The sequence below is a fragment of the Enterococcus sp. BSD2780061688st2 D3 genome (assembly GCF_005844145.1).
Lineage (GTDB): Bacteria > Bacillota > Bacilli > Lactobacillales > Enterococcaceae > Enterococcus_B > Enterococcus_B durans.
The window spans coordinates 1-14,694 of record NZ_SPHN01000023.1 but is presented as its reverse complement, the minus strand read 5'-3'; the positions used below and the strand labels follow the sequence as shown (position 1 = coordinate 14,694).

11 protein-coding genes and 1 other annotated feature are annotated in these 14,694 nt (G+C 38.1%); of the genes, 8 read left to right on the top strand and 3 right to left on the bottom strand.

Annotated elements, in window-relative coordinates; all coding sequences use genetic code 11:
- Positions 1–49 precede the first annotated feature (49 nt).
- Positions 50–270, top strand: a binding site (T-box leader).
- 47 nt (positions 271–317) lie between these two features.
- Entirely contained in the window at positions 318–2,963 is a 2,646-nt protein-coding gene (locus tag FGQ66_RS13450) for a valine--tRNA ligase (RefSeq protein ID WP_138302589.1), read from the top strand.
- A gap of 267 nt (positions 2,964–3,230) precedes the next feature.
- On the opposite strand, the gene FGQ66_RS13445 is transcribed toward FGQ66_RS13450, so the two are convergent.
- The gene (locus FGQ66_RS13445; RefSeq protein WP_053109254.1) at positions 3,231–4,640 is read right to left on the bottom strand and encodes a helix-turn-helix domain-containing protein; all 1,410 of its coding nucleotides are present in this window, start codon (positions 4,638–4,640) and stop codon (positions 3,231–3,233) included.
- A gap of 187 nt (positions 4,641–4,827) precedes the next feature.
- On the opposite strand from FGQ66_RS13445, the gene FGQ66_RS13440 reads away from it, so the two are divergent.
- From FGQ66_RS13440 to FGQ66_RS13425, 4 genes are all read left to right on the top strand, one after another.
- Positions 4,828–6,141, top strand: a complete 1,314-nt coding sequence (locus FGQ66_RS13440) for a bifunctional folylpolyglutamate synthase/dihydrofolate synthase (RefSeq protein WP_005875693.1) — start codon at positions 4,828–4,830, stop codon at positions 6,139–6,141.
- Positions 6,131–6,787 carry an HAD family hydrolase gene (locus FGQ66_RS13435; protein ID WP_113846150.1) on the top strand — a complete coding sequence of 219 codons (657 nt, stop codon included), beginning with the start codon at positions 6,131–6,133 and terminating at the stop codon, positions 6,785–6,787. Before FGQ66_RS13440 ends, FGQ66_RS13435 begins: the two co-directional genes overlap by 11 nt.
- A 56-nt stretch (positions 6,788–6,843) precedes the next feature.
- Positions 6,844–7,536: a RadC family protein gene (gene radC / locus FGQ66_RS13430; protein WP_005875697.1), complete on the top strand. Its 693-nt coding sequence runs from the start codon at positions 6,844–6,846 to the stop codon at positions 7,534–7,536.
- A gap of 150 nt (positions 7,537–7,686) precedes the next feature.
- The gene (locus FGQ66_RS13425) at positions 7,687–7,887 is read left to right on the top strand and encodes a cold-shock protein (RefSeq protein ID WP_005875700.1); all 201 of its coding nucleotides are present in this window, start codon (positions 7,687–7,689) and stop codon (positions 7,885–7,887) included.
- A gap of 646 nt (positions 7,888–8,533) precedes the next feature.
- On the opposite strand, the gene rnjA is transcribed toward FGQ66_RS13425, so the two are convergent.
- Together rnjA and FGQ66_RS13415 are read right to left on the bottom strand one after the other, a co-directional pair.
- Positions 8,534–10,216 carry a ribonuclease J1 gene (gene rnjA, locus FGQ66_RS13420; RefSeq protein WP_005875702.1) on the bottom strand — a complete coding sequence of 561 codons (1,683 nt, stop codon included), beginning with the start codon at positions 10,214–10,216 and terminating at the stop codon, positions 8,534–8,536.
- 1 nt (position 10,217) lies between these two features.
- Positions 10,218–10,430, bottom strand: a complete 213-nt coding sequence (locus FGQ66_RS13415) for a DNA-directed RNA polymerase subunit epsilon (RefSeq protein ID WP_005875704.1) — start codon at positions 10,428–10,430, stop codon at positions 10,218–10,220.
- Between the two features lie 390 nt (positions 10,431–10,820).
- On the opposite strand from FGQ66_RS13415, the gene efrA reads away from it, so the two are divergent.
- From efrA to FGQ66_RS13400, 3 genes are all read left to right on the top strand, one after another.
- On the top strand, positions 10,821–12,551 hold the full coding sequence (gene efrA / locus FGQ66_RS13410; RefSeq protein WP_005875706.1) for a multidrug efflux ABC transporter subunit EfrA: 1,731 nt from the start codon (positions 10,821–10,823) through the stop codon (positions 12,549–12,551).
- On the top strand, positions 12,548–14,314 hold the full coding sequence (gene efrB, locus FGQ66_RS13405) for a multidrug efflux ABC transporter subunit EfrB (protein ID WP_053109251.1): 1,767 nt from the start codon (positions 12,548–12,550) through the stop codon (positions 14,312–14,314). Before efrA ends, efrB begins: the two co-directional genes overlap by 4 nt.
- A gap of 89 nt (positions 14,315–14,403) precedes the next feature.
- Positions 14,404–14,583: a hypothetical protein gene (locus FGQ66_RS13400; RefSeq protein WP_016177331.1), complete on the top strand. Its 180-nt coding sequence runs from the start codon at positions 14,404–14,406 to the stop codon at positions 14,581–14,583.
- Positions 14,584–14,694: the final 111 nt, after the last annotated feature.

Genomic DNA, 14,694 nt, shown 5'->3' with positions numbered 1-14,694 from the left:
TTTGCTCACGACCTTTTATTGACTTTAATTTCTAACCATTGTAAAATGAAGCATAACGTTGAACAAGAGGAGTAGCTGGTTTAGGTACTTTTAGAGAGAGAACGAATGGGTGGGACGTTCTTAGTAGCAGCTGGTGAAGGTAGCTTGGGAGTTTTTATCTTGAATCTTTTAGTAGAGATAAACGGGTCGTGATCGTTAACTCACATGGAGAGGTAATAGGAGAAACTATTACAAATTAGGTGGTACCGCGTAAATCAATACGTCCTAAAATACGAAAGTATTTTAGGACTTTTTTTATTTTTAAGGAGGAAATCAGTATGACGGAAGAAAAAAATTTATCAACAAAATACAATCCGCAAGAAGTTGAAGCTGGCCGTTATCAAAACTGGTTGGACCAAGATTTGTTCAAACCAAGTGGCGACAAGAAAGCAAAACCTTATTCAATCGTGATCCCGCCGCCAAACGTAACTGGGAAACTTCACTTAGGACATGCGTGGGATACGACCTTGCAAGACATGCTGATTCGCCAAAAACGCATGCAAGGTTATGATACTCTTTGGTTACCAGGAATGGACCATGCAGGAATTGCCACACAGGCAAAAGTGGAAGAAAAACTTCGTCAGCAAGGTATTTCTCGTTATGATCTAGGACGTGAAAAATTTGTTGAACAAGTCTGGGAATGGAAAGAAGAATACGCAAGCCATATTCGTGAACAATGGGCAAAAATGGGCTTGTCTTTGGATTATAGCCGCGAACGGTTTACTCTAGATGACGGGTTATCAGAAGCTGTACGTAAAGTATTTGTGTCTCTTTATGAAAAAGATTTGATCTATCGTGGTGAATACATCATCAACTGGGACCCTCAAGCACGTACTGCTTTATCAGATATCGAAGTTATCCATAAAGATATCGAAGGTGCGTTTTACCACATGAGTTATGAACTTGCTGATGGTTCTGGTGTGGTTGAGATCGCTACGACTCGTCCAGAAACGATGCTTGGAGATACTGCGATCGCCGTTCACCCAGAGGATGAACGATACCAAGAACTGATTGGTAAAAAGGTTATTTTACCTTTAGTAAATAAAGAAATCCCGATTGTTGCGGATGAATACGTAGATATGGAATTTGGAACAGGGGTCGTAAAAATCACACCTGCCCATGATCCGAATGACTTTGAGGTAGGTAATCGTCATGATCTGCCACGGATCAACGTCATGAATGAAGACGGCACGATGAATGAACTGGCTGGTAAGTATCAAGGAATGGATCGTTTTGAAGCACGTAAAGTAATCGTCTCTGATCTAAAAGAAATCGGTCGTCTGATCAAAATCGAGAAAATGATCCATAGTGTTGGTCATTCAGAACGTACAGGCGTAGTTGTGGAACCACGTCTATCAACACAATGGTTCGTTAAAATGGCACCTTTAGCTGAAAAAGCGATGAAAAATCAAGAAACAGAAGATGCTGTAGAATTTTTCCCACCACGTTTCAACCAGACGTTTTTACGTTGGATGGAAAATGTTCATGATTGGGTCATCTCTCGTCAATTATGGTGGGGACACCAAATTCCAGCATGGTACCATAAAGAAACTGGTGAAATGTATGTTGGGATGGAAGCACCAGCAGATAGCGAGAATTGGCAACAAGATCCAGATGTTTTAGATACGTGGTTCAGCTCTGCTTTATGGCCTTTTTCAACTATGGGATGGCCAGACGAGACAAGTGAAGATTACCAACGTTATTTCCCAACAAGCACATTAGTTACTGGGTATGACATCATCTTCTTCTGGGTTAGCCGAATGATTTTCCAAAGTTTAGAATTTACCGATCGTCGTCCATTTGACAATGTGTTGATCCACGGACTGATCCGTGATGAACAAGGGCATAAGATGAGTAAATCTCTAGGTAACGGGATCGATCCGATGGAAGTAATCGAAAAATATGGTGCAGATGCCTTACGTTGGTTCTTGTCAAATGGGTCAGCACCTGGTCAAGATGTTCGTTTTAGTTATGAAAAAATGGATGCTTCATGGAACTTCATCAATAAAATTTGGAATGCTTCTCGTTTCGTCATTATGAATATCGAAGGCATGACTGTAGAAGATATTGATCTAACTGGTGAAAAGACGGTGGCTGATCGTTGGATCTTAACTCGTCTAAATGAAACTGTGGCTAAAGTAACAGATTTGTTCGATCATTTTGAATTTGGTGAAGCAGGACGTCAATTGTACAACTTCATTTGGGATGATTTCTGTGACTGGTACATTGAAATGAGTAAAGAAATCTTGTATGGAGATGACGCAGTTTCGAAACAAACAACGAAAAGCATCTTAGTGCATACGTTAGACCAGATTTTGCGACTATTGCATCCAATCATGCCATTTGTTACAGAAGAGATCTGGCAACATATCCCACATCAAGGAAGCTCATTAGTCATTGCTGACTATCCAGTTGTTCATCCAGAATTTGATGATGAAACAGCTTCTAAGGGAATGGAAGTATTGAAAGAATTGATTCGCTCCGTGCGAAATATCCGTTCAGAAGTCAATACGCCATTATCTAAACCAATCACTTTGTTGATCAAAACAAATGATCCAAAAATCGATCAATTCTTGGCAGAAAATACAAGTTATATTGAACGTTTCTGTAATCCAGAAGAATTGACGATCTCTAGTGATATCGTTGCACCAGATCTAGCGATGTCTGCTGTTTTGACTGGGGCAGAAATCTTCTTGCCATTGGCAGGATTGATCAATATTGAGGAAGAAATCAGCCGTTTGGAAAAAGAATTAGCTAAATGGACGAGCGAAGTCAAACGTGTCCAAGGCAAACTAGGAAATGAACGATTTGTTTCCAATGCACCTGAAGAGGTTGTTGAAGCAGAGCGTGCCAAAGAAAAAGATTACTTGGAAAAACAAGCTGCTGTAAAAGAAAGAATCCAAAGCTTAAGAACGATCCAATAAGTAGGCATCAAAACCGATAAATGCTTATTTTTGGCAAAGATTAGCAAAAAAGGTTGAAGTAACTCTTATGGAATTTGCAGCTAGTTCAACTATATCCAGTAGATTCTATAATCGATGGTTGATCATTTCAAAATCAACTACAGAATTCATTTGAATAAGCAACAAAAAAACAAGAGCCTCCTAAATAGTTAGTACAGAAACTAACTTTTAGGAGGCTCTTTACGCATTTTTTTCTATAGTTCTTAATTAAAAGAGAATATAAAAAGATCATCGAAATTCTTTTAACCAATCTTGAAACATGGAGTGGCTAAATAAGTGCACCAAGTAATTCAAGTCATGGTTGTTTAAAAAGCTGTCACATGAAATACATTTTGGATGATCGACGATTGCCAGATTTGTGAGGAAAAAATCATAAGTTTCTACTTGTCGTTCTAAATTCACCATATTATCAAAAGTAATTGCTTCAAAAGAAAAGCGAGAACCGAACCATTGATTCAAATAAGCAGCAAGCATGAGATTATGCGGATTTCCAAAAGTACAGGCAACGGCAATTCGTTTAGCTTGTTGGTGCTGGATGAATAGTTGTACGAGTGTAGTATCATGCACAATCAGATAATAGATCAATTCAAAAAATAAATCATCATTTGCTATTTTATTTCTAAAAATGAGAAACGCTTGTTTCAATTGTTCAGAAATACTTGAACAAAAACAACCGTTCTGCATAAAAAAATCTAAGACAAAACGTTTTTTGAACGAATTTAATAAATAAGTCCTACCATCTAAAAAATGAATGATCAAATCAACAGTATGAGGTAAAAAAGAATCAGATTGAGCTTGAAAAATCTGATACATTTTCTTTCTCAAATGGAGTAATTCCTTTTTGAACTCTCTTTTTTCTGTTGGTAATATAGGCTGATTTAAATCTGTGTAGCAACGGACAAAAAGGTTGTGGATAAAAACTGTATAAGGAATTTTAAACGTTTGCTCAAAACGTTTTTGATTGACTAAGATTTTTGAACAATCCATTTCTTGGTTGGATGAATCGGTCAAACAACGTGGATAATGCATACTTAGCTTGATCATCACCCATATATATAGTTCGATATGTAGTTCCTCCGGTATCTGTTTTGAGAGGCCGCCGGTAATTTCTTTGATTACTTTTCGTTCTCTAGCTGGAATCAAACTAGTCAGTGAAGGGTATTTTTCGTATAAGAAAGTAGTAAAAAAATGTGCTAAATGATAAAAATCCCCATGAAAGTACAGTGGTGAATTGGAAAGAAAAATATTCTCTTTCTCCAAAAAGCAAATGGTTTGTTTTTTGATGCGGCGATACTTCGAGGGATTCAGGTGTAGCTGATCAATCAGTTTATTTGTCTGAGTGAAAGGATGAAAAAATAGGTATTCTAAAAATGCAAAATGGTCGGAACAAGTATAAAAATAAGAATAAATAACAGGGTAGTTGATAATTGTGTTTTTCAATAAGCGGATTTCGTTATTTTTCTTTTTGATCTGTAAAAAAGGAAGCTTGGTAAGAAGTTCATCTAAGTAGCTGCATAAAGTTTGTTTAGAGATAAGGCTCACTTTAGCTAGATCATCGAGCGAAATTTTTTGTTTTTCCAACAAAACTTCTAGGATGATGAGTTGAGCACTCTCTTTTTTAGATAATAAAGTACGCATTGTTTCTTCCTCTCTATTTGGTTTGTCTATATAATTATTGATTCTAACAAGAATACACGTATGGCTTACACTTGTTTTTTACAAATCTCAAATTTTTTGAACTCGGTGATTCTTTTTTAAGACTGTTTCCTTTTTCTGTTAATCAGTATTCTTTTTGTTATAATAAAAAAGAATGGGGGAATCGTTAATGAAAATCGAAGAGGCAATTGCTTGGATCCATAGTCGTTTACCTTTTGGATCAAGACCTGGTTTAGATCGAGTGGAGTCATTACTAGAGGTGGTCGGTCATCCAGAAAGAAAAGTCAAAACAATTCATATAGCAGGAACGAATGGGAAAGGGTCAACAGTCACTTATCTTAGATGCTTGTTAGAAGAGGCTGGTTTGACTGTAGGAACCTTTACTTCCCCATACATTGAATCATTCAATGAAAGAATTTCGATCAACGGACAAGGTATTCCTGACCAAGATCTGATCGGATTAGTAAATAAATATCAGCCATTAGTGGAACAGTTAGATCGTTTTGAAGCTGTTTCTGGGATCACTGAGTTCGAAACATTGACAGCCATGGCATTTGATTATTTTTTAAATAAAGAAGTGGATGTAGCGATCATAGAAGTCGGGTTAGGTGGATTGCTTGATTCGACAAATGTGGCTGTACCAATGCTTACGGGTATTACTACAATTGGCTTGGACCATACGGATATCTTAGGCGAAACGATTGAAGAAATTGCTGCACAAAAAGCAGGGATCATCAAGCAAGGGATACCTGTCGTAACTGGGAATATAGAGAAACGCGCGTTAGAAGTAATCAAAAAACAGGCAAAGCTTAGGAATGCACCTCTTTTTGCCTATGATGATGCGTATCATGTGGAATACAAACATCCTGCAGAAAGTTGGGGCGAACAATTTACATTTAGTAACGACCATGGCAAGATGACACGTCTGACGACCTCAATGATCGGGCAGCATCAAGTAGAAAATGCAGGAATGGCTATCGAATTATATCAAATTTACTGTTTGAAAGAAAAAATCCCATTTCGTGAAAAAGAAATCATCAAAGGACTAAAACGTGCCCATTGGCCTGGTCGCATGGAAAAATTGAGTAATGAACCCTTAGTAGTTTTAGATGGTGCCCATAATGCACACGCTGTTAAACGATTGGTGCAAAATTTAAAAAAAGAATTCAAAGAATACCATATCAATGTGCTTTTTTCTGCATTAAGAACGAAGAATGTGGAAAGTATGATCGAACAATTGAAGAAGGTCCCTAATATCCATATTTACTTAACAACTTTTGAACATCCAAAAGCAATCGAGTTGAGTAATGTTTCAGATTTAGTGGATGACAAAGTATCGATCGTTTCATTATGGCAATTTGGATTAGCAGAGATATTGGAAAAAATGACGGATGAAGATGCTTTAGTTGTGACTGGTTCGCTTTACTTTATTTCAGATGTACGAAATCTATTGTTACAATTAGGAGGAAATGATGAATTATAAATCAGTGATTTTTGATATGGATGGCTTGTTGTTTGACACTGAGATCGTTTATTACGAAGCAACACAGGTCGTGGCTGATCGCTTTGGATTTCCTTATGATAAAGAACTCTACTTGAAATTCTTAGGCGTGTCTGATGAAGAGGTTTGGGCAAACTATCACCGTATTTTTGCTGACTTTGGGAAAGACACTGTCCAACGATTTATAAAAGAAGCATATAATGAAACTATCCAACGATTTTCACAGGGGGAAGTGGCACTGAAACCTGGCGTGATGGAACTATTGGATTTTTTGGAAGAACATAAAATACCAAAAGTTGTTGCCTCAAGTAATCAACGGAAAATCATTCAGTTGCTTCTTGAAAAAAATCAGTTGACTGGGTATTTTGAAACAATCATTTCGGCTGAAAATGTCCAACGAGCAAAACCAGATCCAGAAATCTTCTTAGTGGCAAATGAATACTTAGGCACGAAAAAGCATGAAACACTTATTCTGGAAGATTCACAAAACGGCATACTAGCTGCTGCACAAGCGAATATACCTGTCATCATGGTTCCTGACCTGTTACTTCCATCCGAAGAACTAAGACAAAAAACAGTAGCTGTTTTATCTTCCTTACATGAAGTACCTCAAATGATGAAAAAATAAAAAAATTGCCCCTTTTTTTCGTATCTTATTGTGTGAAGAGAAAAAGGGGGTTTTTTATGGAGAAAAATTTGATGCGCACGGTGCCAATGACTTCACTACCTAGAGAAAGAATGCTGATATATGGAGAAAAATCATTGTCTGACCAAGAATTACTAGCGATTTTACTGCGCACGGGTCAACATCCTTTTAATGTTTTAGAAGTAGCAGGACATCTATTAAAAGCATTTGGCGGATTGGCTCTCTTGCGCCAAGCTACGCTTTCTGAACTAGAAAAAGTAAGAGGGATCGGACAAGTAAAAGCTCTTGAGATAAAAGCACTGATCGAACTAGGTACTCGGCTTCATGCTGAACAGGTACAGGTCAAGCCTAAGATCCATGCAAGTGTTGAATTAGCAAAACAATTGATCTTAGAGATGAAAGATTATCAGCAAGAACACTTAGTCTGTATCTATTTAGATACGAAGAACCAAGTCATATTGAAAAAAACGCTGTTCATCGGTTCCTTGAATCAGACCATTGCGCATCCAAGAGAAATTTTTCATTACGCTGTTCGTTATTCTGCAGCTAGACTGATTCTTGTGCATAATCACCCATCGGGAAATGTTATTCCATCCAAGCAAGATGTGCAGTTTACAAGAAGAGTGCAGAGATGTGGAGAGATGATGGGAATCGATGTATTGGATCATTTGATCATTGGGCAAAAACAATATTTTAGTTTACGAGAAGAAGGAATATTAGAAGAAGAATAAGAGTGGCTTTCTTGCAAAAAAAATGAAGCAAGTGTACAATTATATTGTAATTTTGTTTGGGAATAGAAGTTGAAACATCTGTTGCACCTCTATCGTACGCGAGCAATGTTACAATCAATTAAGTGCTTAGGCACGAGGAGGGTATTATTAATGGAAAACGGAACAGTTAAATGGTTCAACGCTGAAAAAGGATTTGGTTTTATTTCACGTGAAGACGGAAGTGACGTATTTGTTCACTTTTCAGCTATCCAAGGTGACGGATTCAAAACTTTAGAAGAAGGTCAAGCAGTAACTTTCGATGTTGAAGAATCAGATCGTGGCCCACAAGCTACGAATGTTGAAAAAGCATAATTTCATTGAAAAAGCCAAACAAGTGTTGTTCACCTACTGATTTGTAGGAAAAGAATAAATACTGTTTATAAGAGGTTGTTATAAAAGTATTTGTAGTCAATATAGATCACTTTTAAACACCGATCCAAAAGAGGTTGGGACAGAAGTGTTTAACTCCGAGAAATAAGAAGAAATTCACGAAAATTGCTTTTCAAATTTTTGTGAATGTGGGCTTATTTCCGAAGGATTTGCTTCTGCTCCCACCGTTTATTTGTTTTTAAAGCATGAGACAAAAGTGTTTCTCACTTTTGTCCCACGCTCTTTTTTTGTCTAAAAATAAAAAGAGAAGTGAACGTCTAAGTCGAAGGGCAAATGATGATTTTTCCAATCAGTAGAATGTGGGACAAATCTAAAAATCAGTTTTGCTGCAGACTCTAGTTTGGGATGAACGACTTTTATCTCGACCTCCTCCATCACATGATTTTTATTGTATTCAACAGCAATTCCGTGGTATCAAGTTGGAAGAGGGGATTCCCATTTTCTTAGCTCTATTGTGTCTTTGGATCTATATTTCCTTCGACTTTTGATCAGACGATAATCAAAAAAAGCAGACAGCCTCTAAAGGCTACCTGCTTTTTATATATTGAACAAACTTTTTTAAAAGCTTTTATTTTTCTTCGTCAGGTGTCATCACCATAGGAAGAATCATTGGATGTCTTTCAGTCCGTTCAAACAAGAACGGTTGTAAGGCACCTGTCATGGCTTCTTTTAATTTATGCTCTGAACAATCTGGTGCATTCAAGACATCGCGAAGAGCGTGGAATAAGATTCGTTGCGCTTCATTGATCATTTCACCAGATTCACGCATATAAACAAAACCGCGAGATAGAATATCTGGTCCAGCTAAGATTTCTCTCTTCTTGATATCGACAGTCGCAACTGCTAAGACCAGACCTTCTTCAGATAGTAGGTGACGATCTCTTAATACGACATTCCCGATATCACCGATGCCGCTGCCATCGATGTAGACATCACCAGCAACGAAATGACCGGCGGGACGTGCACTATCGCTAGTTAAAGCTAGCACATCACCATTCTCCATGATAAAACAGTTCTCAGCTGGAACTCCTGTGGCTTGGGCCAATGAAGCATGGATTTTCAACATTCTGAATTCCCCATGAACTGGAACAAAATATTTTGGTTTCATTAAACGAAGCATCAATTTTTGCTCTTCTTGACCACCATGACCAGAAGTATGGACGTTATTGATTTTGCCGTGGATAACTTCTGCACCTGCTTCAGATAACAAGTTGATCAAATGATTGACACTTGTTGTATTTCCTGGAATAGGTGAACTTGAAAAGATGACTGTATCATCAGGTTGGATTTGGATCTGACGATGCGTGCCATTTGCGATCCGACTCAACGCAGCCATTGGTTCACCTTGAGAACCAGTACATAAAATCATTGTTTCATTTGCTGGTAAACGATTGATTTCATGTGCATCCACAAATGTCCCATCTGGCACTTTGATATATCCTAGACGCTGACCATTGACGATTGCATTTTCCATGCTACGACCAAATACAGCGATTTTTCGACCCGTCGCAACAGCAGCATCCGCGGCTTGTTGTAAACGGAAAATGTTTGACGCAAAACTAGCAAATATGATGCGGCCTTCAATCTTTTCAAAAATCTTTAAGATAGAAAGACCGATCGTTTTTTCAGATTTTGTGAACGTTGGGATCTCTGCATTTGTACTATCAGATAGCAAGCAAAGAACACCTTCTTCACCAATACGCGCCATTTTGTGTAAGTTCGCAGGTTCACCAACTGGCGTAAAGTCAAATTTGAAGTCACCTGTGGCAACGATGTTACCAGAAGGTGTTTTTACAACGACACCTAATGCATCAGGGATACTATGGGTCGTTCTGAAGAAGCTAACTGATGTTTTTCTGAATCGGATCACAGTATCTTCATTGATCTCATGCATTTCAGCATCTCGTAACAAACCGTGTTCATCAAGCTTATTTGTTATCAATGCTAATGCAAGGGGACCAGCATAGATAGGGATATTTGCTTGTTTCAACAAATAAGGGATCCCACCAATATGGTCTTCATGCCCATGGGTGATCACAAGTGCTTTCACTTTGTGTATATTTTGAACGATATAGTTGTAGTCAGGAATTACGTAGTCAATTCCAAGAAGGTCATCTTCTGGAAACTTGATTCCAGCATCAATGATGATGATTTCATCTTGAAATTGTACCCCATACGTGTTTTTCCCGATTTCACCTAATCCACCAACCGCAAAGACGCCTGTCTCGTTATTTTTGATGGAAAGTTTCATCTTAAAACTCCACTAAAGTGAATTCGGCATTTTCTTTTTCGTATTCTAGATGGCTTCCTTCTAGAAGTTGAACGAATTCAATATTGTATGGGGTATTTTCTTCCACTTTTTGACGTGCTTCGACATCGCTGCTTGCTTCAATGTAAAGTGATTGAGTTTCTTCTCGTTTTGGATTACGAATCTTTGTTTCTTGATAGTATACTTTGTAAATCATTAGTAAGTCTCCTTTATCTGCGTATAGCAGTAATTTAGCTAGTTGATTTTTAGACAACACAAAACGAGGGGACAAGCCACCTAGTTTTTCATATGCTTTGAGTAAAATGATCGATTTTGCTCAAAGAGACAAGCCTCGTTTTGCTTATCCATTCAGATTGTTCTTCAACCGTGCCCTTCTGTATGGTTTTCACATACAATAGTTAATTGCTATTTTAGCATAAAATTGGTGATAAGTATAGAAATCGACTAAGTGGAAAGGAAAATTGTTTTTATCATCCGAATGTAATAAAAAAATTTTTTTCCCACTAGAAGTGTTCTATATAGTCACGGAGTATGCTATTATTTTTATTAATGGCTAAATTTAATTTGATTAAAAGGAGATGAGAAAGTGAAATTGATGTGGCATTACACCATGCGCTATAAAAAATATCTTGTATTAAATTTTATCTGCGTATTTGGTTTTATTTTGATCGAGTTGGGGTTACCAACGATCTTGGCTCGAATGATCGATGTCGGCATTCGCAACAACGATTTCGATTATGTCAAACAACAAGGAATCTTCATGATCATCATTACGGTGATAGGGATCATTATGAATATATTGTTAGGCTATTTTGGTTCTCGGATCACGACGAATATCGTGGCAGATATCAGAGATGATCTATTCAAAAAAATCCAAAGTTACTCACACCAAGAATATGAAACATTAGGGGTAGCATCTTTGATTACTCGAACAACGAATGATGCGTATCAAATCATGCTATTTTTACAAAATATCTTGAGAATCGGTTTTATGACGCCGATGATGTTCGTGGTGAGTCTCTACATGGTCATGCGTACAAGCGTATCATTAAGTTTGTATGTGATCGGGGCGTTACCTCTCTTACTAATCGCCGTGGTAGCAATTGCTAAATTTTCTGAACCATTGTCAAAAAGACAACAGAAGAATTTAGATAAAATCAATAGTATTTTACGAGAAAACCTCTCTGGATTACGAGTTATTCGAGCGTTCGTCAATGAAAAATTCGAAGAAAAACGGTTTGCAAAAGTAAATGAAAATTATGCATCTAGTTCAAAGAGTCTCTTTCGTTTGATGGCTGTTGCGCAACCTGGTTTTTACTTTTTGTTCAATATTGTTATGGTCTTGATCATTTGGAGCGGAACAGTTCAAATTGAAGCAGGAGCGTTACAAGTAGGTGACTTGATCGCATTTATCGAATATATTTTCCATGCGCTATTTTCATTCATGCTATTTGCAAGTGTCTTCATGATGTACCCGCGTGCAGCAGTTTCTGCAGGTCGTATCCAAGAAGCATTGGATGCTTCTCCATCAATCACTGAAGATCCAAATGGCGTTTCTGAAACAAAAACAAAAGGGTATATTGAATTTAAAAATGTGACCTTTGCCTATCCAGGACACTCACAAGAGCCAGTGATCCGTAACGTAAGCTTTACTGCCTCTCCTGGAGAAACGGTAGCGTTTATCGGGAGTACTGGTAGTGGGAAATCAACACTGATCCAATTGATTCCTCGTTTTTACGATGTCAGTGACGGCGAGATTTTAATTGATGGAGTAGATGTACGTGACTATCGTTTAAGCAAACTTCGAGATAAAATCGGCTTTATTCCACAAAAAGCGCTGTTGTTTACTGGAACGATCGCTGAAAATTTGAGATATGGTAAAGAGGATGCAACCCAAGAAGAGATGGAACAAGCTGCCGAAATTGCTCAGGCAGCGGATTTTATATCTAAGAAAACCGATGGATATGATGAACATCTTTCCGAAGGGGGAGCAAACTTCTCAGGTGGACAAAAACAACGGCTTGCAATAGCACGTGCAATTATTCGCAGACCGGAGATCTATATTTTTGATGACAGTTTCTCTGCATTGGATTATCAAACGGATGCGAAGCTTCGTGCAAGACTGAAAAAAGAAACGACAGAATCAACTGTCTTGATCGTGGCACAACGTGTAGGAACGATCATGCATGCCGATAAGATCATTGTCTTGAATGAGGGCGAAGTGGTAGGTATGGGCACGCATCGAGAGTTATTGGAAAATTGCCCGATCTATTATGATATAGCTGCTTCACAGTTATCGAAGGAGGAATTAGCATGAAAAATACATTTGCTTCCTTAAAACGATTAGCTCGTTATATCAAACCCTATAAATTGACGTTTATCTTTGTTTTATTGTTTACCGTATTGACGGTCGCATTCAATGCCGCACTACCTTACGTAGTTGGTTTGCCAACTACTGAAATCAGCAATAATATTGCGAATGGTGAGTCGATCAACTTTGATTATATTTTTAAGTGTTTGATTTGGATCACAGTTGTTGGGATCGGTTATTGTGTTTCACAATTGCTTTCAGGTGTTTTGATGACCAATGTTGTGCAAAGTGCAATGCAAGATTTGAGAAGAGATATCGAGGAAAAAATCAATCGCTTGCCGGTTTCTTATTTTGACAAGAACCAGCAAGGAAATATCTTATCTCGTGTCACTAACGATGTGGATGCTGTCAGTGGTGCTTTGCAACAAGCGTTTATTGGCGTCGTGAATGCGATTTTAGGAATTACGATGGCAGCGGTAATGATGTTTTATATCCAACCAATCATGGCTCTGATTTCAATGATCATGATCCCAGCTTCCATCTGGATCTCTAAACGAGTGATCAATGCTTCCCAAAAATACTTCCAGCAAATGCAAAATTCATTGGGGGAATTGAATGGCTATGTTCAAGAAAATATGACTGGTTTTAGTGTATTGAAAGTCTACGGTCGGGAACAAGAGACCTTTGAAGGATTTAAAAAGGTCAATCATTCGTTGAAACATTATGGATTCAAAGCAGCGTTTATTTCTGGCCTGATGATGCCTTTAGTTCAACTTACCGCCTATGCTACGTATATCGGAATGGCTGTATTGGGTAGTTTTTATGTGATTTCAGGTGTGATCGTTGTGGGGCAACTACAAGCGTTCATCCAATATATTTGGCAGATCAGCCAACCAATGGGAAATATCACGCAATTGTCTTCTGTTCTACAAAGTGCTTCGGCGGCTACGAAGCGTGTCTTTGAGATTTTAGATGAACCAGAGGAAAAAGAAAATAAAGTAGATGTCACTCTTCCAGAAACAATATTAGGAAATGTTTCGTTTGAACATGTGGACTTTGCCTATGATCCAAAAAAACCGTTGATCCAAGACTTGAATTTTGAGGTCAAAGCAGGACAGACGGTAGCAGTCGTAGGTCCTACAGGTGCAGGAAAAACAACGTTGATCAACCTATTGATGCGTTTTTATGATGTGACACATGGGGCTATAAAAATCGATGGTATCGATACAAAATCAATGAGTCGAAGTGATGTTCGGTCATTGTTCGGTATGGTTCTGCAAGACGCGTGGCTGTATGAAGGAACGATTGCGGACAATATCCGTTTTGGTAAATTGGATGCGACAGATTATGAAGTGGTTGATGCTGCGAAAACAGCCAATGTCGATCACTTCATACGAACGATGCCGGATGGTTATGAAATGGAGATCAATTCTGAAGGGGACAATGTTTCTCTAGGGCAAAAACAACTGTTGACGATTGCTCGTGCTGTGGTTTCTGATCCTAAGATTTTGATTTTAGATGAAGCAACCAGTTCAGTGGATACACGTCTTGAGGCATTGATCCAAAAAGCAATGGATCGCGTGATGAAAGGACGAACCAGTTTCGTGATCGCCCATCGGTTATCCACGATTCGAGATGCTGATCTGATCTTAGTGATGGATCAAGGACAGATCATCGAAAAAGGAACACATGAAAGCTTGCTTGCACAAGGTGGTTTCTATGAAAAACTCTACAATAGTCAATTTGCAGAAGAAGTAATAGAGGCGTAAAAAGCGCAACAAAAAAGAAGGTTTATTTTTGTTTTTCTGTGTCGTTGGTGGTACGCTTAATGTATCAAATAAGAAGCGGAGATGAGATCATGCAAGAATTTTTGGACAAAAAAATTGCTGAAACAAAGAAGGAAATCGACCGTTTGACAACACGCCGACAAGAAGAACTAGGAAATTCCATTAATTTTATTGAAAATGAACTACAAATCGAACGGTTACGAGCACAAGTTGTGGCATATGAATCTGTATTAGAACATTTGGAAGCCTAAAAGAGAAGTATCAAGTCATGAGAAATAAGCTGAGAGTGGGACAAAAGTAAGAAACACTTTTGTCCCACTCTTTAAAAACGAATAAACGGTGGGAGCAGAAGCAACTCCTTC